This window comes from Cognaticolwellia mytili, assembly GCF_002104475.1.
In the GTDB taxonomy this organism is placed as follows: Bacteria; Pseudomonadota; Gammaproteobacteria; order Enterobacterales; family Alteromonadaceae; genus Cognaticolwellia; species Cognaticolwellia mytili.
Genome location: NZ_NBOF01000007.1, coordinates 94,009 through 116,667, shown reverse-complemented (window position 1 = coordinate 116,667; position 22,659 = coordinate 94,009). Strand labels below are relative to the sequence as shown.

15 protein-coding genes are annotated in these 22,659 nt (G+C 37.5%); 7 read left to right on the top strand and 8 right to left on the bottom strand.

The window, feature by feature from the left end:
• Window positions 1-298: 298 nt before the first annotated feature.
• On the top strand, window positions 299-1,819 hold the full coding sequence (locus B7C41_RS19010) for a DUF4397 domain-containing protein (protein WP_085300554.1): 1,521 nt from the start codon (window positions 299-301) through the stop codon (window positions 1,817-1,819).
• A 149-nt stretch (window positions 1,820-1,968) separates the two neighbouring features.
• Here the strand turns inward: B7C41_RS19010 and ftnA are convergent, their stop codons facing one another.
• From ftnA to prlC, 6 genes are all read right to left on the bottom strand, one after another.
• On the bottom strand, window positions 1,969-2,502 hold the full coding sequence (gene ftnA, locus B7C41_RS19005; protein WP_085300553.1) for a non-heme ferritin: 534 nt from the start codon (window positions 2,500-2,502) through the stop codon (window positions 1,969-1,971).
• 241 nt (window positions 2,503-2,743) lie between these two features.
• The gene (locus tag B7C41_RS19000; protein WP_407919565.1) at window positions 2,744-3,196 is read right to left on the bottom strand and encodes a peroxiredoxin; all 453 of its coding nucleotides are present in this window, start codon (window positions 3,194-3,196) and stop codon (window positions 2,744-2,746) included.
• A gap of 274 nt (window positions 3,197-3,470) precedes the next feature.
• Window positions 3,471-5,405 carry a methyl-accepting chemotaxis protein gene (locus tag B7C41_RS18995; RefSeq protein WP_158089165.1) on the bottom strand — a complete coding sequence of 645 codons (1,935 nt, stop codon included), beginning with the start codon at window positions 5,403-5,405 and terminating at the stop codon, window positions 3,471-3,473.
• 136 nt (window positions 5,406-5,541) lie between these two features.
• Entirely contained in the window at window positions 5,542-6,333 is a 792-nt protein-coding gene (locus B7C41_RS18990; RefSeq protein WP_085300550.1) for a class I SAM-dependent methyltransferase, read from the bottom strand.
• On the bottom strand, window positions 6,323-7,036 hold the full coding sequence (locus B7C41_RS18985) for a DNA-3-methyladenine glycosylase I (protein ID WP_085300549.1): 714 nt from the start codon (window positions 7,034-7,036) through the stop codon (window positions 6,323-6,325). Before B7C41_RS18985 ends, B7C41_RS18990 begins: the two co-directional genes overlap by 11 nt.
• 5 nt (window positions 7,037-7,041) lie before the next feature.
• Window positions 7,042-9,084 (bottom strand): oligopeptidase A, encoded by a 2,043-nt coding sequence (prlC, locus tag B7C41_RS18980; RefSeq protein WP_085300548.1) that lies wholly within the window; start codon window positions 9,082-9,084, stop codon window positions 7,042-7,044.
• Between the two features lie 254 nt (window positions 9,085-9,338).
• Here prlC and B7C41_RS18975 point away from each other — a divergent pair, with 254 nt between their 5' ends.
• From B7C41_RS18975 to B7C41_RS18960, 4 genes are all read left to right on the top strand, one after another.
• Complete coding sequence (locus B7C41_RS18975) at window positions 9,339-13,925, top strand: EAL domain-containing protein (protein WP_085300547.1); 4,587 nt, start codon at window positions 9,339-9,341, stop codon at window positions 13,923-13,925.
• Window positions 13,926-14,021: 96 nt separating this feature from the next.
• Entirely contained in the window at window positions 14,022-15,374 is a 1,353-nt protein-coding gene (gene gorA / locus B7C41_RS18970) for a glutathione-disulfide reductase (RefSeq protein ID WP_085300546.1), read from the top strand.
• Between the two features lie 83 nt (window positions 15,375-15,457).
• Complete coding sequence (locus B7C41_RS18965) at window positions 15,458-15,925, top strand: hypothetical protein (protein WP_085300545.1); 468 nt, start codon at window positions 15,458-15,460, stop codon at window positions 15,923-15,925.
• Window positions 15,926-16,155: 230 nt separating this feature from the next.
• A complete protein-coding gene (locus tag B7C41_RS18960) occupies window positions 16,156-16,617 on the top strand; it encodes a four-helix bundle copper-binding protein (protein WP_085300544.1) in 462 nt (153 codons plus the stop codon).
• 113 nt (window positions 16,618-16,730) lie between these two features.
• Here B7C41_RS18960 and B7C41_RS18955 read toward each other — a convergent pair whose 3' ends face one another.
• Entirely contained in the window at window positions 16,731-17,582 is an 852-nt protein-coding gene (locus tag B7C41_RS18955) for a bile acid:sodium symporter family protein (RefSeq protein WP_085300543.1), read from the bottom strand.
• Window positions 17,583-17,664: 82 nt separating this feature from the next.
• Here B7C41_RS18955 and menA point away from each other — a divergent pair, with 82 nt between their 5' ends.
• Both menA and polA read left to right on the top strand, forming a co-directional pair.
• On the top strand, window positions 17,665-18,546 hold the full coding sequence (gene menA / locus B7C41_RS18950; protein WP_085300542.1) for a 1,4-dihydroxy-2-naphthoate octaprenyltransferase: 882 nt from the start codon (window positions 17,665-17,667) through the stop codon (window positions 18,544-18,546).
• A gap of 532 nt (window positions 18,547-19,078) precedes the next feature.
• Window positions 19,079-21,829 (top strand): DNA polymerase I, encoded by a 2,751-nt coding sequence (gene polA, locus B7C41_RS18945; RefSeq protein WP_085300605.1) that lies wholly within the window; start codon window positions 19,079-19,081, stop codon window positions 21,827-21,829.
• Window positions 21,830-22,386: 557 nt separating this feature from the next.
• Here the strand turns inward: polA and B7C41_RS18940 are convergent.
• Entirely contained in the window at window positions 22,387-22,581 is a 195-nt protein-coding gene (locus tag B7C41_RS18940; RefSeq protein ID WP_143764481.1) for an Arc family DNA binding domain-containing protein, read from the bottom strand.
• Between the last annotated feature and the right edge of the window lie 78 nt (window positions 22,582-22,659).

The window sequence follows — 22,659 nt, the reverse complement described above, 5'->3', positions numbered from 1 at the left end:
TTAAACTCAACTCTTCATGGCTAACTCTTTTGCATTAAAACTTCTGATATTATCTTTCGCCTTTTTCACAACGTGTTATCTACATTATTTTATATGTTTTCTTAATCCCTTTATTAATGAGTTCTGTCAGGAAAAGTATAATTAAGTAAAGAAGTGCAAAGATGAGAACAATAGGAGAACTTATCCATAAAACTCTGCTCTACAACATGCTAATTCGGCCATATTATTGGCCGGGAGCATTGGTTAGCTGCCAGTATACTCTGTGCAGTGATGGCAATTAATTTTAATGGAAAAAAATATGAGCTCTAAATCCTGCGTATTTTCATACATATCTTCTTCAAAAGTACTTTTACTTGCATCTGCTATTGGGCTAATTAGCTGTGGTGGAAGCGATGACAGCTCGAATGTTGGTTATGTGAAGTTTTACAATAGTTCGAAAAATGCCCCTGAAATAATTCTCACCATTGATGAAGACCTTGAGTCAGACGATAACGACGACGATGAAAATTTTGAAGTTACGTTTAACGGTGTTGAATATACAAAGTCGTTGAGTAATTTTGAAATTGATACTGATAGCTATTTTTATGAAATGGGCTGGCAAGATGAAGATAGTGCTGACCGTGATGACTTAGAGCTTATTGCCGAAGGGGAAATTAACGTATCGACAGATACCATTCAACTTTTAGTGTTAATTGATGATGTAACGTCACCACAAGTTGAAACTTACAGTATTGCAGTATTAGATGATGATGAAGACGAAGATAACGACTTATTTAACTTACGAGTGTTAAATTTACATCCTGATTCAGAGGGTGTTGATGTTTATATGTCGGAGTCAGATGAAACTTTTAATGAAGCATTATTAGTTGGTAACTACAGCTATAAGCAATTATCTGACAATCAAAAATTTGATCAAGATAACTATATTTTCTATATCACCAAATCAGGTACAGAAGAGGTGCTATTTACTTCAGATGATATTGATTACGCCTACCCGTCACAGTATGTGATGATAGTACGTGAAAATACTGGCTCAGGCACTTCAGCTTATGCAATGGATCAAATGTCGAACTCGTCAATTACCGAATATTTAGATACAGATTCTGAAGCAAAGTTTCGTGCTTACAATGCAATTAAAGCGCATGAATTAATTCCTAACTATACAGGTACTTTTGACGTGTATATTAATGGTGTTGATGAAGAATCAGAGATTAGCAATTTAGAACGTGGTACTTATAGTGCAACACAAGAAATGGAAAAAGGAGACTATAGTTTAGACTTATTAATTCCTAATACGTCTGAGCCGTTGCTAAGTAACCATCTATTAGGTTTGGCAGAGAATACTAACAAAACGATATTTTTCTACTTAAATGAAGAAGACGTTGACCATGATGGCGATGGTGACGTTGATGAAAACGATGACGGTATTGTTGATGAAATTGAAGTGACAATTCATTCACTAGTTGTTGATAACAGCACCCGTGAAAGTATTTATGATCATCAAATCACTATGGTTAACTTAGTTGATAATGATGATTTTAATCTAGTAACGTTTTACTTCGTACGTAGCGACGAAACCATAGAAACGGCTTTATATAATCGTAATGCGGTGTATACCCAGCCTGAGTCTCTTAATTTGCAGAACAATACTTATCGAGTCTTTGCTATTGCAGAAGTTGATAGCAGTGAAATTATATTATCAAGTTTTGAAATGATTCTGGACGAAGAGTCAGATGAACTGTTTTTAGTGGTCGAAGATGATGCCGACTCGCCAACAGGCTATCGCATTGAGATGATTAAACAAACAGAAGATGAGTAAATATTAAGCGCTAATTATCAGCGTTAACTTTTTGGTAGAAATGAAAAAGGCTTGCAGCTGATCCCGGCAAGCCTTTTTTATGTTCAGGATGAACGGTATGACGCGATCACATGGATGTGACAAAGCGTTGATGTTCAACAGAACGAATTTTATTGAGCTGCTACATCGGTCATAATGCTGCCACCGCTACCGACTTTTGCCATTTCTGCTAAATCTTTATCAACAAAAAATAGCGCATGGCCATCGTGTCCAACCAAGTTGATTTTATCTAGAACACTCTTAAACAAGGTTTCTTCTTCGTGCTGTTCAGCAACATACCATTGTAAAAAGTTAAAAGTAGAATAGTCCTGATTAGTAAATGCTTGGTGTGCCAAGCTATTAATGTGCTCAGTTATTTCACACTCATGCTGATAGGTTTTCTCAAATACATCAGCTAATGATTCAAACTCATGTGGTGGCGCATCAATGCTACCTAGAATTGGTAGTGCACCAGTTTCACTCACGTAAGTAAATAGACGTGTCATGTGATCCATTTCTTCTGCAGCATGCTTACGCATGAACATAGCTGCACCTTCAAAACCTTTTTCTTCACACCATGCACTCATTTGTAAGTACAAGTTAGAAGAATAAAACTCTAAGTTAATTTGTTTGTTTAATTGCTTAACCATTTCAGGTTTTAACATTGTGCTGCTCCGTTGTGCGTTTTATCACATAAATTATTTGCGCAGTATGCGTGATTATTTATCCATATTCAAATCATAAATTACAAAATCCCTTATAAAACAAGGGCTGCGAGAAAACGCGAATTGTTTTTATTTATATTTTTTTAACTATTTAATTGCCTGTGAGTGATTAAACATGGCTATGAAATGAGCGTAATAATCAAAAGGGAGCATATACTCCCTAGATAGCTTTAACAAAAATTTATAACTGATTTAGTATCGTTTCAGCTTTACTGACTTCAAACTCTTTAGGCTTTTCAACGTTCAAATTGGTAACGACACCATTGTCGATGATCATGGAATAACGCTGTGAGCGCAGGCCACCAAATGCAGCCGTTTCCATTTCTAAGCCGAGTGCTTTGGTATAGCTGCCATCGCCATCAGCTAACATCATTAAGTTTTCAGCATTTTGTGCTTCGCCCCATGCTGCCATTACAAAAGCATCGTTAACCGATAAACAAATGATAGCATCTATACCTTTTGCTTTTAGCTCGTCAGCTGACACGACATATCCAGGTAAATGGGCTGCTGAACACGTTGGTGTGAAAGCACCGGGAACGGCAAACATAACAACTTTCTTATTAGCAAAAAACTCAGCGGTATTGTGGGTGATCATTTCACCGTTTTTTAATTCTTGCAGCTGTCCAACAGGCATTGCCACGTTTTCTTGGATCATAATATTTCCGTTTTAGTTGTGTTAGTTAGTACGGGGTAAACAAGAAAAGGCTTTGACGGCGTTACATAAGCCATTACAGCATGAGCACAACCTTTACAAGTAGCTCTTGGTCTATCGATAATATGGATAAATTCACGCATACCCCCGTTAGTTTCACCAAAGATTCTGCCATATTGATACTAGCCTAACAACTTTTCTATTAATTATATCGTGATGAATTCAGTTGAACGTATGGATGACCCAGTGTGAAAAACTAACTAGCGTGCTTAAGTGTTTCACTAATACCTGAAACATGATTGTTGACATCGTATGCGATGGTTTCTGCTAACTTTTGTGATTGACTTACTTCTTGGTCGACATTAGTCATTGCGGTTTCAAAGGTAATGAAATGTTTTCGCTGTAAAGTGATTTGTTCTAAAGTATTTAATGCCACTTCAGCTGAAACTTTGGCTTGCCCAGTCACTTCAATCGCTGTTTTTTGCAGCTCATCAGCAATACTTCGTTGATTTGTCGATGCGGTCTCTATATCAAAAATTGTCGTTTGTATAGAGTTAGTCGCATTTTGTAATTGCTCAAGTTTGGCGGAGATTTGTTGTAGCGATTGCTGAGTTTTACCTGCTAGTTGTCTGACTTCATCAGCCACTACCGAAAAGCCTCGGCCATGCTCACCTGCTCGTGCTGCTTCAATGGCTGCATTTAACGCTAATAAGTTTGTTTGATCAGCAATAGCCGCAATAACGTCGACAATAGTAGTAACGCTATTTACCGATTGTGATAGTGAGGTAATTGCCGTTTTACTTTGCTGTGCAGCGATATTGGTCGATTCACTCGCTTCAAGCACTTGTACAACACGACTTTGACTGGCTTCCATCGCCTGTTGGGTCGCTTGCGCATTGCCAACCACTTGGCTTGATAAGTCATTCACCGTTTCCGTTGCTTGCCCTAGCGCTGACATAATACCTCGTGCACCTTGTACATGCTCACTGGTACTTGTTGAGGATTGATAGATATTTTTTACTTGGCTATCCATGGCTTTTAATGCTTTGGCAACCAAATCTAATTGATGTGACTTTTGACGATCATCGTTGGCTAATTTATTGACCATTTGATTAAAGCTAGAGGAAATTTCACCTAGTTCTGTTTTTACTGAAATGCCTTCAATGTTATCTACTTTTCCTTGTTCAACCAAAGCAACGAAGCTGTCACGCAGCTTACGTAAAGGATTTAAAATAACCGATCTTTGTAGCCAGTAATTAGCGACTAGGAAGACGATTAAAAATGTTGTTAATGCGCTAACAACCTGCATTAATTGCTGATTTAAGGCTTCTTGTTCTTCGATGACATGAGTTTCACCTGTGAGAATGATTTGTTCAAGTTCAGCGACATCATTGATTAACTGTTTGATGCCAGCTTTGTTGCTATCACCAAGTGCTAAGGTATTCTCTAGTTCGTTAATATAACGGCCGGCTAGAGAATTAATTTCGCTAATTTCCTCATCAGCAAGGTCTTCGCTATCTTCTTCGTCAGCAAAAAAATCATCCTCATCTACTTCCGCATAAATGGCTAAACTTGGCAGTCGGCTTAGTTGTTGTGTCAAGGTGTTTAGTTCGTTAGATATGGTATTGATGCGGCCTTTATTGTTTAGGTTGCCTGAGAAATACTTTTCTCGGGCGCTAATTAATTCATTCAAGCTCGCTGAAATTTTATGTACTAAGACTAGGTAAGTAATTTTTTCTTCGCTAGTGATTTTTACGCTTTGTTGAGCGTACTGTGCAATGGCGTGGTTAACGGACAGCATGCTTTGTTCAGCATTGTGAATGAGTGCTAACGGATCACCACTGAGTTTACCTAAGGCACGATATTTCGTCTTAATATCATTTTTTAGTTTTGCAGTTTTTTGCGCAATATCTTTACTCAATTTTTGCAAATTTAATTGTTTAGCGAGCTCATCAATATCGGTTAATTGTTGTTGGGCAGGGGTGAGTAACCCGGCATCACCAGATTGTAAATACTGCGAAATCGTGCGGTAGAAGTTTACCGTGGTTGCTGACTTAAGTTTTTGATAACTAGATAGGTGCGCTTTGCTTGCCGTTAAAGAATTGCCAACATGATACATAGTCGTCAAAAAAACGATAGCAAATAGGCTGATCGCTACCACGGATATTTTTGAAAAACTTGAAACTCGCACTGGCATCCAACCCTGTCACTAACGCATTCAAAAGATGCTGAATTTTCACGTTTTTATGTGACAGTTAGGTTACGGTTGCATGACACTAATATGACAACTTTATTGCCAGTGCTAATAAAGTAATACAGGTAAGTGATTAACTTTTCTTTGGGATCGCTTGATTAACATAAACATCAAAACGGTTCTTTTTCATGTTAATACTGGTTGATGGTTTCTTGCCGTCTAAAGGTGGGGCATAACTTGGGCGTTTTACGACTACGCGATACTTGGCTAATGCTATAGCTGGCGCGAGTAAGTTATCGGCATCAAGATCCTCACCGACAAGCGATTGAAATACGCGCATTTCTTTTTTAACTGCGGCAGATTTTTCTCGGTGTGGATACATAGGGTCGAGGTAAATAACGTCAGGCGCTATTGCTAAATTCATATTCTCGATAGAAGAAGAATTAATTAAACTCATTCTGTCGGTAATATCATTAATTTCTGTGCTTAGCTTTGCTCTTGCTAAGCCATCTTCAAGCAATGCCGCGACAATGGGCATACGTTCCATCATGGTGACATTACAGCCTAAAGTGGCCAATACAAACGCGTCTCGCCCTAAGCCTGCGGTGGCATCGAGCACGTTAGGGGTGAAACCATGTTTTAAGCCGACAGCTTTGGCAATGTCTTGACCACGGCCACCACCAAATTTGCGACGATGGGCGGTTGCTCCATCAACAAAATCTACACAAATTGCGCCTAATTTTGGCTCGTCTAGTTTACTTAGTTCTAAGCGTTGCATATTCACTTGCAAAGCAAACAACAGCTCGGGATGATTTTTGATTGCTGCAATATCGCCGATATAGTTTAGTTGCCATTGTTTGGCTATTTTTTTAGCTTTTTCCGTATCAACGGAATCAACATAGGCAACGGCAATATTATTTATCATTAGCAATTTCTTCTACATGAACATAGTTATCACCAGTAGCATAGGCAATAAGGCGGCTTAACTGTCCGAGTGACAGGTCACATTGCTGTTGCCAGCTATTAAAACTATTTTGAATAGCTGATAAGCTAGATTTAGTTTGAATACCACCGCTGATAGTATCATGGGCACGGAAGTAGGCTTCAACATCGCGGCTTAAAATAAAGGTGTCTTTACCCAAAGTTCTTAAGGCATAAGGGCCAGTATTACCGCCAAGGCGTTGTCCGTGCTTTTTCAAGTGCGCCCATAAACCAATAATGTTATCGCTTGGCCATTGGGCAATAAATTCAGCAAAGCTATGACCATTCTGGCTTTCCTCAAATATCATTTGGCCGTTAGCTTTAATGGTTTTTACTTTATTAAAGTTACGAATTATTGCCGGATCGCTAGCTTTACGTTCCATCATTTCTTCTGGCATCATTAATATTTTTTCAATATTGAAATTGAAAAAGCTGTCTTCAAAGTTAGGCCATTTATTTTCTACCACGCGCCACACAAAACCAGACTGGAATATTTTTTTAGTGAATTCCGCTAATATTCTATCGTCGCCAAGTTCGGGCAACAAATGATCTTGTTTGCCTTCACCCAGTAACAAGTTGAGTTTCGCTACGCCACCTTTACGAGCAGCGGCGCGTTGATAAATGTCATCAACCTTTTCTAAAGCCATCAATATTATCCTGTGATACCGCTGTGGCGTAATAATGCATCAATTTCTGGTTCGCGGCCTCTAAAGGCTTTGAAAAGTTCGCTTGGCTCTTTTGAACCACCCATTTCTAACACGTTAGTTAAAAAGTCGTTGCCAACTTGTTGATTGAATATACCTTCGTCTTCAAAGCGAGAAAAAGCATCACTTGATAACACTTCAGCCCATTTGTAGCTGTAGTAACCAGCTGAATAACCGCCACCAAATATATGGCCAAAGCTATGCTGAAAGCGGTTAAATTCTGGCGCTTTTACTACTGAATAATCATCGCGTACTTGGTTGAGTACTTGTTGAATTTCGTCGCCTTTTTCTGGTGAATATTGCGCATGCATTTTGAAATCAAATAAGCTGAATTCAAGTTGACGGATCATTTGCATGGCAGATTGGAAATTTTTCGCCGCTAACATTTTGTCTAGCATGGCTTGCGGTAATGCTTCACCTGTTTGGTAATGACCAGAAATAAAAGCCAGTGCTTCTGGCTGCCAGCACCAATTTTCTAAAAATTGGCTTGGTAATTCAACAGCGTCCCATGGCACGCCGTTAATACCCGAAACACCCGCAGCGTTTATTTGCGTTAGCATGTGGTGAATACCATGACCAAATTCATGAAATAGGGTAACGACTTCATCGTGAGTGAATAATGCCGGTTTATCACCAACAGGGCCGTTAAAGTTACAGGTTAAGTAGGCAACAGGATATTGAATGTCGCCATTGCTTAGCTCGCGTCGGCCAACACAATCATCCATCCATGCACCGCCACGTTTCTTTGAACGAGCGTATAAATCTAGATAAAAGCTACCGCGCAATTGCTGGTTTTTATCAAAAACATCAAAGAATTTTACATCTTTATGCCAGGTGTCTATGTCTTGTCGTTCGGTAATATTTAAGCCGAATAAACGATGTACAACTTCAAGTAAGCCCGCCACAACTTTGTTTTCTGGGAAGTAAGGGCGTAGTTCTTCATCAGAAATAGCGTAGCGTTCTTGCTTTAATTTTTCGCTGAAATAAGGTAAATCCCAGGCTTGTAAATCACTTTGCTGAAACTTCTCTTCAGCAAAAGCTCGTACTTCAGCTAAATCTTGCTGGCCTTGTGATTTAGACTTTACGGCAAGGTTTTCTAAAAAGCCGATAACCTCACTAGTATTGTTGGCCATTTTTGTTGCTAATGACTTTTCTGCAAAGTTATCAAAACCTAGCAGTTGAGCAAGCTCATGACGTAGTGACAATAGCTCAGCCATAATTGGGCTATTGTCGTATTCACCACCATTTGGACCAATATCTGAAGCACGTGAAACAAAGGCGCGATACATTTTTTCACGTAATTCGCTATTGTCGCTATAAGTCATTACCGGTAAGTAGCTTGGAATATCTAAGGTAAATAACCAGCCTGATTTCTCTTGTGATTGTGCCAATGCTTTTGCTGCTTCTTTAGCGCTTTCTGGCAAGCCAGATAATTCAGCTTCATCTGTTACATTGACGCTAAAGGCTTCAGTGGCATCAAGTAAGTTATTACCAAATGTAGAGCTTAAATCGGATAAGCGTGTGGCAATTTCACCGTAACGTTTTTGGTCTTGCTCGTTAAGTGCAATACCTGATAATTTGAAATCTCTTAAGGCGTTGGTGATAACTTTTTGTTGAGCAGTCGTTAATTCTTTAAATTCATTACTTTCACTCAATTGTTGGTAGGCAGCAAATAACCCGGAATGCTGACCAACAAAAGTACCGTATTCAGATAAAAGTGGTAAACATGATTCATAAGCTTCACGCAGCTCATCACTATTGACCACTGAATTCATATGTGAAACCGGAGACCAAAGTTTACCTAATACGTCATCAACTTCATCAATAGGTGTAACTAAGTTTTCCCAAGTAAACTGAATGTTGCTAGCAAGCACATCAGCAATAGCTGTTTTACAGTTTGCTATAGCTTCTTCAACTGCAGGCTTAATATGTTCTGGTTTGATTTTAGAAAATTGCGGAAGTTGGGTGTTTTGTAACAATGGATTTGTCATAGTTGGTACAACTGAGTCAGTAATTATAAAACATAGATTTGGGCAGAATTATTAAATTCAAGTGACGATGTAAGACTCTATTGCGGTTAGCTAAATTATAAAGTTTATGCTGACACTAAAATAACTGTAAATATTGTCACTTTTCTTGTTTAAATTATTTTTTTTAATATTTTAAGTGCCATACTAAATTTATTATGTATTTGTTACATATAAGTTTGTAGTTTAGTTGTTACTAAGTTGAGTTTTTAAAAAGTATGCTGTGTATCCTACGATTCCCTTTCATCACTTTAATCTGTTTATGCTGCTTTACTTTTGCGGTAAGCGCCAAGATTAACAACATTGTTTTAGATCACATTACTGTTGAAGATGGCTTATCTCAAGCAAGTGTTATGGCGTTAGCACAAGATAAACAAGGTTATCTTTGGTTCGGTACTGAAAATGGTATTAATATTTATGATGGCTATACCTTTTCTACCTTATTAGGCCCAAACGAAGATTTTCATAAATATAGTGTTAATCATCTTTATGTTGCTAGTGATGGTGTAGTCTGGATAGCGCTGTTTGATAAGGGACTGTATACCTATGACCCTGAAAGTAGTGAATATGACTTAATTATTGACTCATCTTCAGACAGTAAAGGGCTTAATGTTTGGCGGGTTGTTGAGGATAGGAAAAACAATGATTTTTGGTTTGTTACTGAAAACACAGCATTACATTATGACTCGGTGTCCAAATCCATAAAACGGCGTATTGATTTTTCTGATTATTTTAGCAATGTCGATACTTTATATAGCGTGAGTGTTGTTAATGAGCAGGTCTTATTTGCTAGTCGAGCAGGATTATTTGTTTATGATTTGGCACTAGAGAAGTTAAAGAAATTTCCAAATATTGAACATAGTAATCTTTCAGGAACTAGTTTTAATCAGGCTGAAAGCGGCAAGGTATTTAGTGCTACGTTTATAAACGGGCGCTATTATCTTGGTACCAATGATGGCGTATTTAGTGTTTCTAATGAGGATGTTGTTGCATTTTTACAGGGTAAAACGTCTGATCTTTCTTATTATATAGAAATTGAAAACATTTCAGTTTGGCAACTACTCACTTTTGAAAATATTATATATATTGCAACAACTTCAGGGCTATATCGTCTGGGGCCTCGCAATCAAGAGAGTGAGTTCTTATTTAAATTCAGTGAATATTTTCAGTCAGTCGCTGATGATAATATTATTAGTTTGTTAGTTGATGATAATGGTCAATTATGGATGGGTTCGCAAAGTTCAGGGGCATATAAATGGGATCCTAAAACAGAAATAGTAACAACCTATGTGCATGATAATTCAAATGAAAACAGTTTATCCAATGGTAATATTAATGCTATCGCATTAGCCGAAGATCAAAAGTTATGGGTAGGTACAGATGCGGGCCTTAATTTAATCGATGTAGAAAAAAATCTTATTACACGATATATAGAGGATAAGCAGAAAAAATCGGCTTTTACGAAAAGTAATATCTATGAAATTGAAAAAGACTATTTGGGAAGACTCTGGCTGTCGACAGCAAGCGGTATTAAAATTTTTGATGGTGATAAGAAAAAAATAATCAACCCGAAGTTCCCTCAAAAGACCGAAGAACTGCTGGAAGTAAAAGATGGCTGGGCAACAATAGAAAGCTTAGGTGAGTATATTTGGGTAATATCAGATCTAGGTATTCATAAGGTTCATGCAAGAACGGGAGCAATGGAAAAAATAGCAGGCCTGCCAGACTATTTTAACAGTGAATATGTTTGGCATATTATGGCGTCGTTTTCAAAAAATCCCAATGATGTTTTGATCTCTACAACCGATACATTATGGCAGTATAACCACGTAAGTCAGCAACTAACTCAAGTATATCATCATGAAAATATTTCTAAGGCAGGTTATAGCTATATTGACCGCTGGGCTCAAGATAGCAATGGATTAATTTGGCTTTCATATTCACAGGTTGGATTATTAGCGATAACTCCCGATGACTATCAGGTGAAATATTTTTTCAATGAGCACAATAGTATACTTGATGTGAACGTATACGGCGTGCAAGTCGATAGCGCTGACAATGTATGGGTTTCAAGTCATGGAGGGCTCTTTCGCTTACGCGCTGCTGATAAAAATATACGCCGTTTTACTAAATTAGATGGTTTAGCGAGCTCGGAGTTTAATGCCGGAGCTTTTTATCAGTTGCAAGATGGTCGATTTGCTTATGGCGGTATTTCTGGCGTAAGTTTTTTTGATCCCATCGCCCTTGATAATAAAAACAATGCTGTTAACAATACTGTCAGTATAGTAAATGTGGATACGTTATCTCGCCCTCTTAATACTCCACATACTTTTCCAAATAATTATCAAATAAACTTAGCGCATGATGATTTTGGTATTCGTATTGATTTCAGTAGCTTTTCTTATGGGCATATTGAAAGCCCTATATTTAAATATGGCTTTATTGATGGGGTATCTTTCCCTGAAACTCTGCACAATTTTGTTACTTTTCCGCGTTTAGATTCTGGTGAGCACACGTTTAAAGTGCAAGTTAAATCAGTCGTCACTGGGCAATATTCTCCTCCGGCTCTTATTCGACTTAATGTTAACTATGCCCCTTGGCGATCGCCATTAGCGTATAGCTTCTATGTTGTTATATTTATTATCGCAATAACATTATGGTTTAGAAGTCGGCAATTGAGACAAAATGAACTTGTTGAAGCCCATAAAGAAGTTAAGTATAGAGAGAATCGTTTGCAGCTCGCCTTATCAGCGAGTAATAGTGATGTTTGGGATTGGACAGCGAATACTGATATTATTTTTGCTAAGCGTTTTGTAGATGAGCTTGGCTATCAAAGAGAAAATTACGCTATTAGTTTTGCGCATCATGTCGAATTTATTCACCCTGAAGATCAGGATGAGTTTGTCGCCAAATGGCAAGTCTTTATTGCTAACGCTGATCCTGAAGGCTTTTTTGAATGTGTATATCGATTAAAGTGTGCTAATGCCCATTGGACGTGGTATCGAGATGTTGGCAAAATTGTTGCTTTTGATAAGTCCGGATTACCTTCTCGTGTAACAGGTTCATATAGCAATATAACGGAGTCAAAAGTTATTCAAGAGCGGGCTCAATATTATGGCGCTGCATTTGAGCAAACACGAGATTGGGTGTTAATTTTTGATGAAACGTTCGAAGTTGGTCGCGCAAACAAGTCAATGTCTGATGTTTTCGGTTGGACGAATGAGGAGTTAGCCTTATCTAAGGGAATACCTGGTATTTCAAGGAGTCGAATTGAACACTATCGTAAATTGCTGCCTGTAGTATTAAAGCAAGGCTATTGGCGTGGTGAAGAATTAGTTAAAGCCCCTAATGGTAGAGAATATCATGTCATTATTAATATCAGTGTTAGTACTAGTATAGAGCACCAAAAGACACTTTTTATTTGCGTTTATACGGACATCTCGGCGCAAAAAACTGCTGAAAATGAACTACGTATTATGGCTAATTACGACCACCTAACGGGTTTGCCTAATCGAAGTTTGTTACTTGACCGTATTGAACATGCGACTGCGTCTTCACGCCGAAGTAAAGAACCGATTGCATTGTTTTTTATCGATCTTGATCGATTTAAGCAAGTAAATGATTCGTTAGGACATGAATGTGGTGATTTATTGCTAAAAGAAGTGTCTAAACGTTTATCAACATCGTTACGAGCCGACGACACTCTCGCTCGAATTGGTGGTGATGAATTTGTTGCACTACTTGAACGTTTTCGTAGTGCAAATGAACTTGCAGGTATAGCGCAAAAGTTTATTAATTTAGTTCAGCAACCTTTTAAACTAAATAATAATGTTGTCAGCATTGGTGCTAGCATTGGAATTTCGTTATATCCGAATGATGCAGATGATTCAGAAGAACTGTTTAGAAACTCTGATGTTGCGATGTACCATGCAAAGCAATTAGGGCGTAATAATTACCAATTCTTTACAGAGCATATGAACAAAGAAGCAAAGCAGCGCCTTGCGAAGGAAACAAACTTAAAACTCGCTTTTACCAATGAAGAATTTTTTAATGTTTATCAACCAATTATTGATGCATACACAGGAAAATCAGTTGGCGCTGAACTTTTAATGCGTTGGAGTCATGATAATACCGTGGTATCTCCTATAGAATTTATTGGCCTTGCGGAAGAGTTGGGCCTTATTATTCCGATGACCGAACAAGCGATCATACGGGGTTTCAAACAGTTGAAATTATGGCGTGCTGAAAGGCCTAATTTCTATTTGTCCGTTAACTTTTCAGCAAAACACTTTAGTGATAAAAATTTAATCTCTTCTATAAAAAAACAGCTCGATTACTTTGAATTACCCGCGAACGCATTGAAAATAGAAATAACGGAAAGTGCTTTTATTTTTGAACCAGAAAAAGCGATTAAAACCATGAATGAATTACATGAAATGGGAGTTTTACTTTCACTTGATGATTTTGGGACAGGTTTTTCATCATTGAGTTATCTGAAACAGCTGCCGTTGGATATTATTAAAATTGATCGAAGCTTTGTTAGTGGCATCGGTATTGAAAAAACAGATGAAGCAATCGTTGATGCAACACTCGTATTAGCTAAAAGTCTAAATAAGTATTGTATTGCTGAAGGTGTCGAAACAAAAGAGCAATTAAATTATCTAGTTGACCGACAGTGTCATTATATTCAAGGCTACTTTTACTATAAGCCTTTATTGGCTGATGAATTTTTAGAAAAATTAAAAGAAAATACTGATGAAATTAAAGCCGTAATGCTTAGGTCTGACTCTAAAGCTAATTTATAATTAAATTTTTATCATACAAGCTGTTGGTTTTTTATATTTTGCACTCATCTATATTTAACAGATACATCGACATTACAAGAACATAAGGTAATAAGCATGACACAACATTTTGACTATATTTCAATTGGTGCGGGTAGTGGTGGCATTGCTTCTGCAAATAGAGCGGCTCGTTTAGGTAAAAAAGCTGCTGTTATTGAAGCTAAACACATTGGTGGTACTTGTGTAAATGTTGGTTGTGTACCTAAAAAAGCTATGTGGTATGCCGGGCAAATTGCTGATGCTTTGCATTACGCTAATGACTATGGTTTTAAAGCGCGATTACAAGGTTTTGATTGGGGGACACTAGTCAAAAACCGTGAAGCCTATATTGAACGTATTCATGCTGCTTATGCGCGTGGCTTTGCCAGTAATGATGTTACTGTGATCAATGGTTTTGCTAAATTTGTTAATAAAAATACCGTGGAAGTTGATGGTGTTTTATATACCGCAGATCATATTACCATTGCTACCGGAGGGCGTCCGAGCCGGCCTAATATTGAAGGTGCAGAGCACGGTATTGATTCTGATGGCTTTTTTGCATTAACTGAGCAACCAGAGAAGGTTGCCGTTGTTGGTGCGGGTTATATCGCTGTGGAGCTTGCTGGCGTTATGCACGCATTAGGTAGTGAGTCACATTTACTCGTGCGCAAAGAGAAACCATTACGTGGCTTTGACGATATTCTTAGTGATACTTTGGTAGAGCAAATGGCCAAGCATGGCCCAACATTACATACTATGAGTGTACCAATACGTGTTGAAAAGCATGCTGACGGTAAGCTAACGATTCATTTAGAAAACGGTAAATCGATTGGGCCTGTTGATACTTTAATTTGGGCAATTGGCCGTGAACCAGCAACTGATAACATTAATATCGAGGCTACTGGCATTGAACTTAATGAACGTGGCTTTATTCCAACTGATAAGTATCAAAATACCAATGTAGATGGCATTTATGCGGTAGGTGATAACACCGGACGCGCACAACTAACACCTGTTGCTGTAGCGGCGGGTCGTCGTTTGTGTGAACGTTTATTTAACAATAAACCTTACGAACATTTAGATTATTCGAACATCGCAACCGTTGTATTTAGTCATCCAGTAATTGGTACAGTCGGTTTATCAGAGAAAGAAGCGATTGCCGAATATGGTGAAGAGCAAGTGACTGTCTATAAATCTCAATTTACTGCTTTATACCAAGCAATCACTGAAGATTACCGTGATCCAACTCGTATGAAGTTAGTGTGTGTTGGTAAAGAAGAAAAAATTGTTGGCATACATAGTATTGGTTTTGGTAGTGATGAATTACTACAAGGTTTTGCTGTGGCAATGAAAATGGGCGCTACTAAGGCTGATTTTGATAATACTGTTGCCATTCACCCTACATCGGCGGAAGAATTCGTTACTATGTAATTCTGAAGTTGTTAGGATTATGTCGATGACGCTGTGTTTTAGTAAAACACAGCGTTTTTAATTTCTGAAAAGGGTGTTCAAACATGAGTGCAAGAAAATACTTATTGATAACGATGCTAATGCTTAATGGGATGTTAAGCACACTTGTATCAGCAGAGGAACATCAGCACCATGCAATGAATAAGCAAACATTACAATTGGATCATGGGAAAAAGTGGTCAATTGATGAAAGTTTGCACAAGGGGATGTCGAATATTCGCCAAATGTTAATGCTTAACCTTGATGATATTCATTATGACAAATTCTCGAAGCAACAATTCTTAATGTTAGCAAATAAAGTTGATCAGCAATTAAGCTACTTGTTTGAGCACTGTAAATTACCAGCGCAGGCTGACGCACAGTTACATCTGTTACTTGCTAAAATTATGAAAGGTAGTGGTTTAATGAAAGGTAGCGAAAATCCAAAGTATGGAGCAATTCTACTCATTCAGGCATTACAAGATTATCCTGTGTACTTTGATGATATAAATTGGCAAAAAATTACTCATTAATTTAATGCTCTCTATCACTAGAGTGCTTTTGGAGATATTAATATTTATTATCAATATAAGTAATAAGTGCTCATATTATGTGCTTAACATAATATGATAAGCATCATTTTTGTATTGTACTGCCAATAATGTAATTTTATATTGTTAGGCTTATCTCAGTAATATCACAACGAAAAATTAATCATTGATTGTTAGTACGCGGTAATGATGCTTTAAGAGTGGAGTAATTTATGACAGTTAAGAACACACGGAAATCAGTTTCACGACGCAATCTATTAAAAGGTCTAGCAGCGACAACAGCGGTATTAGCTGCTTCACCCGTACTTGCAGGCAAAAACCATAGTCACCATCATCATGTTTCAAAAATTAACAAGACAATTATCAGTATTGCAAATGAATGTGCGCAACATGGTGATGAATGTGTAGCTCACTGCATAGAATTATTTAAAACGGGTGATACATCATTAGCGAAATGTGCTGATACGGTTAATGAAATGATAGTGATGTGCCGAGCATTAGCGAAAATGGCGACTTATGAATCACCGCAACTTGTTGCTGTGGCTAAAATTTGTATTGATGTGTGCCAAGTGTGTGCCGATGAATGTAATAAACACGCTGATACCCACGAAAATTGCAAGGCTTGCGCGGAATCGTGTGAAGCTTGTATTAAAGAATGCAAAAAAATAATTTAAGGCCAAAATCTCTTAACAAAGAGGAGTTTGATGCTCTTCTTTGTTATGTACCCATGTTATTTGAGGCTGTATTTTCAAATGATCTAGATACATAGTTAAATTGAACCACTTTTTTATTTTCTCTGTACCCACCATACAAAGATAAATACAGGAATATTCATTAATAGACCATACATTAACGGTATAACGGCAAGTTGTGGTTGATTTATAATTGTAAAGGCAACCATCATTGCGGTGCCTGCATTTTGTACGCCCACTTCGATAGCAATTGTTTTTATATCCTTAGCGCTAGTTAATATCATTGTACTAATACCATAAGTAATAAGTAGCGAAAAGCAACATAGAGATAGGACAGCAATACCATTAACTGTTGCCATTTCTAATACTACTTTCATATTGGTTAACAGTAATAAAATGACAATGGTCAGCATCGTGCCTGCTGCCACTCGTTTTATTATTTTTTCATAATTTAGAACCGTTTTTTTAAAGCGATAACGTAATAACATTCCAGCAAGTATAGGCATTACCGTAACGACAAAAAGCTTCTTAATAACAATCACGAGTGGGAGTACAAAAACTTGTTGATCACGGCCTAAAAATTCAACATATATTGAAAAAATGATTGGTAAGCTAAAAGGGATAAAAATGCTAGTAATGGCTGTTAAAGTTACACTTAACGCTACATTGCCTTTGGCTAAATAGCTAAATAAATTTGAAGTCGCTCCGCCTGGGCATAATGCGAGCAGTAATAAGCCAGAACTTGCTATGGGAGATAAAGAAAGGCTATAAGCAATAATAAGAGCAATAGCTGGCAATAATACTAATTGTAATATTAACCCTAGCAGGGTCACTTTAGGGTGAAGGAAAACACGTTTGAAATCATTGAGCGACAAGCTTAATCCCATCGCTAACATAATCGCGGCGAGTACAACGGGTAGTAATACCTGAGATATAACTTCTTGCATAAAAACCTATTTGATATTTAATGTCAACGTAAGATAACCTTAATAACGTTAAGGCCTCAATAGTAAATAAAACATAAGTACAATGAAATATTATCTCAATAACTGGTGGCTAGCTATTCGTCCCAAAACCTTACTGGCATCAATTGGCCCTATTTTATTAGGCACATCATTGGCAACAAGTGAAACTCAAATACACTTTGGTATATTTGCTGCGGCGTTGATTTGCGCTATATCGCTACAAGTTTCAGTTAACCTTGCTAATGATCTTTTTGATAGTTTGTCTGGTGTAGATAATGAGCAAAGGCTAGGCCCAATAAGAGCAGTGCAATCAGGTTTAATTTCAGCATCAGCGATAAAGCTTGCATTAGCATTGGTATGCGCGATTGCTGTCGTATCGGGACTATACCTCATCGCCATGGGAGGTTATTGGATATTATTACTGGGTATATTGTCATTTTTAGGGGTTTTTGCTTATAGCGCAGGACCATTTCCACTGGCATCGAATGCTTTAGGTGAAGTTACCGTATTGATTTTCTTTGGCTGGGTGGCTGTACTTGGGAGCTTTTACTTGCAAACGGGCACCATTTCAATAATAGCTTTTGGTTTAGCAACGAGTGCAGGTTTGTATAGCTGTGCCATTATGTTAGTCAATAACATTAGAGATATTACTACAGATTGGCGAGCAGAAAAGCACACCTTAGCTGTTGTTGTAGGAAATAGAAGGGCAAGAACTTTACTTGCAGTACTAATTGTGGGGGCACTCGTTGTTCATTCAGTCGTTGCCATGCAGGTGTCAAAAATGCTGTTATTGACAACCATTTTGTTGGTATTACCAAGCTATCAGTCGATTAAAATGGGTTTTTATTTACAAAAGCAAAGTTTGAATCAATTACTCACTAATATTGCAAAATTAGGTTTTTCATATTGTGTTTCTGTTGCACTTATTTGGATTGTTTTTATGTAACTGGTTCCCCTAATTGTGGCAATTAACTTAATTAATAAAAATCTTTATTTTTGCTCTATAATTTTTTTGATAAATAAAAAAAGCAACTAAATTTTGATTACTATAATTGTGCTAGCCCTTGCTAAATCTTGCTTATGTTTTTTTGTTATTTAAAGGTGTTATAAAACTGTAAAAATAATTTAATAATTGTCTGGTAATAGCACTGTTTTCTGTTAATCTCTTAGCTCGCTAAATTTTATTGTTCGTTAATTGAACAGATAAAATTACGCACAGATATTTATTTATCCACATAATAAAAAAATAATAATAAATATATAAAAACAATTCTCTAGGTATATTTTTTTAACTATTACAATGCTTTGTAGCTAGGTTGACGTAAAGTTCAGCAGTTCTTTATAGTCTTTATTCGCGCTTTTCAACACACTTATCCACAATTTTCGTCATTTGATGTGACTAAATATAATGAAGTGCTAGAGAGAATTTGCCGATTATGGCATGCTTAGCCAATCTTTCTTCTAGTCAAAAAATTATCATGCCAACTTCTGACCAATCACCGCTAATTTTAGTCGATGGTTCATCCTACTTATTTCGTGCATATCATGTGCCTTATTTGCAAGCTTTGTCGACATCTGACGGGCAACCTACTGGCGCTATAACTGGCGTATTGAATATGCTAAAAAGTCTAAAAAAAGACTATCCCAATGGTAATGTTGTGGTGATTTTTGATGCTAAAGGAAAAACCTTTCGCAATGATATGTACCCAGAATATAAAGCTAACCGTCCGCCAATGCCGGATGATTTGCGTAGTCAGATTGCGCCACTACATGAAATTATTACTGCAATGGGTTTGCCACTTTTAGTTATTGGCGGTGTAGAGGCCGATGATGTGATTGGCACTTTATCTAATCAAGCGACCGCATTAGGTATGGAAACGGTTATTTCAACCGGTGATAAAGATATGGCGCAGTTGGTTAACCAACACGTGCGTTTGATTAATACCATGACTAATGTCGAAATGGATGAAGCGGGCGTTGTAGAAAAATTCGGCGTTCGTCCTGATCAAATTATTGATTACTTAGCCTTAATGGGTGACAAGGTTGATAATATTCCAGGGGTAGAAAAATGTGGTCCTAAAACTGCGGTTAAATGGCTAACCGCCTACCCTACGTTAAAAGAAGTGATGGCTAATGCTGATCAAATTAAAGGTAAAGTAGGTGAGAATCTGCGTTCAGCTTTAACGCAATTACCGCTGTCGTTTGAATTGGCAACGATTAAGCTTGATGTTGATCTTGAGCAATCGGTAGAAGAAATAAAGCCTGTTGGCGCCGATTTAGAAACTTTGAAAGCATTATATGAAAAATATGAACTAAGACGATTGCTCGCTGACTTAAATAATGGCGATAAAGCTGAGAAAAGCGATAGCGCGGAAGTTGAAGATAGTAGCGATGATGAAGTCGCTGAAAGTAATATTGATGTTGAGTACGACATTGTACTCAACAAAGCTGATTTTCAAGGCTGGTTAGATAAGCTGACTAATTCAGAGGTGTTCGCCTTTGATACTGAAACAACCAGTGTAGATTACCAAAAAGCTGAATTGGTAGGTTTATCATTTTCAGTTGAAGTAGGTAAAGCGGCTTATGTACCCGTTGCACATGATTATGAAGACGCACCAGAGCAACTAGACAGAGACTGGGTGTTGGCCCAGCTTAAGCCTTTACTAGAAAGTGAAACACAAAATAAAGTCGGACAAAATTTAAAGTACGACGCTAATGTTTTATCTCATTATGATATTGCGATGAAAGGCATTACTTTCGATACCATGATTGAGTCGTACTGTTTAAACAGTGTTGCTACTCGCCATAATATGGATGCTTTGGCAGATAAGTACCTTGGTTATAAAACTGTGCATTTTGAAGATATTGCCGGCAAAGGCGCGAAACAGCTAACTTTTAATCAAATTGAAATTGAAAAGGCAGGGCATTATGCCGCTGAAGACGCTGATATTACGCTAAGGTTGCATCAAGCAATAATGCCAAAACTAGCCAAAAGCAGTAGTCAACTTTCAGTATTTAACGAGATAGAAATGCCATTACTACCTGTTTTGGCTCGCATGGAACAATATGGCGTTTTGATTGACTGCGATATGTTAGATCAGCAAAGTCATACTATTGGTACTCGCTTATCTGAACTAGAAATTGAAGCGCATAATATTGCCGGAAAAAGCTTTAACCTTAGCTCTCCTAAACAGCTACAAACTATTTTATTTGAAGAGTTAAAAATTCCAGTATTGAAGAAAACCCCGAAAGGCGCGCCTTCGACAGCAGAAGAAGTGTTGCAAGAGTTAGCACTTGATTACCCGTTACCGAAAGTGATTTTAGAAAATCGAGGCTTAAGTAAATTAAAATCTACTTATACTGATAAACTGCCTTTACTGGTTGACCCTAAAACGAATCGAGTACATACCTCATATCACCAAGCGGTAACAGCAACAGGGCGTTTATCTTCGACCGATCCTAACTTACAAAATATTCCAATCAGAAGTGAAGAAGGGCGTAAAATTCGTCTTGCCTTTATTGCACCAACAGATCATAAAATTGTTGCGATAGATTATTCACAAATTGAATTAAGAATAATGGCACACTTGTCTGATGACCCAGGCTTAGTTAAAGCGTTCTCTGAAGGTAAAGATGTTCATAAGGCTACAGCAGCGGAAATATTTGCTGTGCCATTAGATGAAGTGACTAGCGATCAACGTCGTAGTGCGAAAGCGGTTAATTTTGGCTTGATTTACGGCATGTCAGCATTTGGCTTGGCTAAACAGTTAAATGTTTCGCGTCATACCGCACAAGAGTACATGGATAAGTATTTTGAGCGTTATCCAAATGTTTCGCAATACATGGAAGATACTCGCCAGCAAGCTAGCGACACTGGCTATGTTGAAACGTTATTTGGTCGCCGACTTTATTTACCTGACATTAAATCTAAAAATGGTATGCGCAAAAAGGCGGCAGAACGTGCCGCGATTAACGCGCCAATGCAAGGCACAGCTGCCGATATCATTAAAAAGGCAATGTTGTCGGTTGATGCATGGATACTGGAACAAAATGATCCTCGTATCAAAATGACTATGCAAGTTCACGATGAATTGGTTTTTGAAATACATCAAGACATTGTGGAAGAAACTACCGCTAAATTAGTAGATATAATGAATAATGCGGTTGAAATGAGTGTGCCACTGATTGCAGAAGCTGGTATAGGTGAAAATTGGGAGCAAGCACATTAACGTTTAAGAAAACTTTAAGGGGTTATTAAGTGCCACTTGAAATTTATTTAGGGCTTATACGTTCTAATATTTAGCACCAATTGACCCCTTCATGGTGTGATTTTTTATAGGCCTCTAGATTGAGGCCTTTTTTTATCACAAATTATTGCCTTCAAACTCAGTGTTTCCTTATCTATAAATTGAGTTCAATATTAATACCGCACTATAACTCCATATACAGAATTTTCTTTTATCAGAAAGCTGGAAAAATATAACAAAAAAATATGATGTAAAAAAACTACAGAATTACCTTTACAAACTTAGAGTTCTTACTCTATAATCGTTTTGTTCCTAACACGAACGCTTGTTGTAATAATTTGTATATTTTAGCTTTCCTCATAGCTTATAAGCCGAGAACACTAGTTCTCGGTTTTTTTTTATCTATGAAAAAGTAAATTCTTAGTGCCTGTTACTACTGAGTTACAAAAATAAGAGCATCCTCAAAAACCTAGGATGTAATAAAATTACATTATGCTGCTCGGCCTGAGAGTTGATGAAGTATCTTGTCACGATTACTTTTACTCTGCCTTATCGATTGGATCTATAATAGCTTCTATTTTCATGGGCTTACTACGTCCTGATTTACGCAAAGCGTCTCGTAAGACATATTCTATTTGGGCATTTAAACTACGTAATTCATCGTCAGACCAACGTTGCATAGCTGCCAATATTTCTTCGTTTATACGTAATGGGTATGCTTTCTTTGCCACGATGAACCTCTAATTAATGGTATACCAAGTAGTATTTGGGCTCGCACAAAACGAGCTCCATATATTCTCAAATGGTTTGAG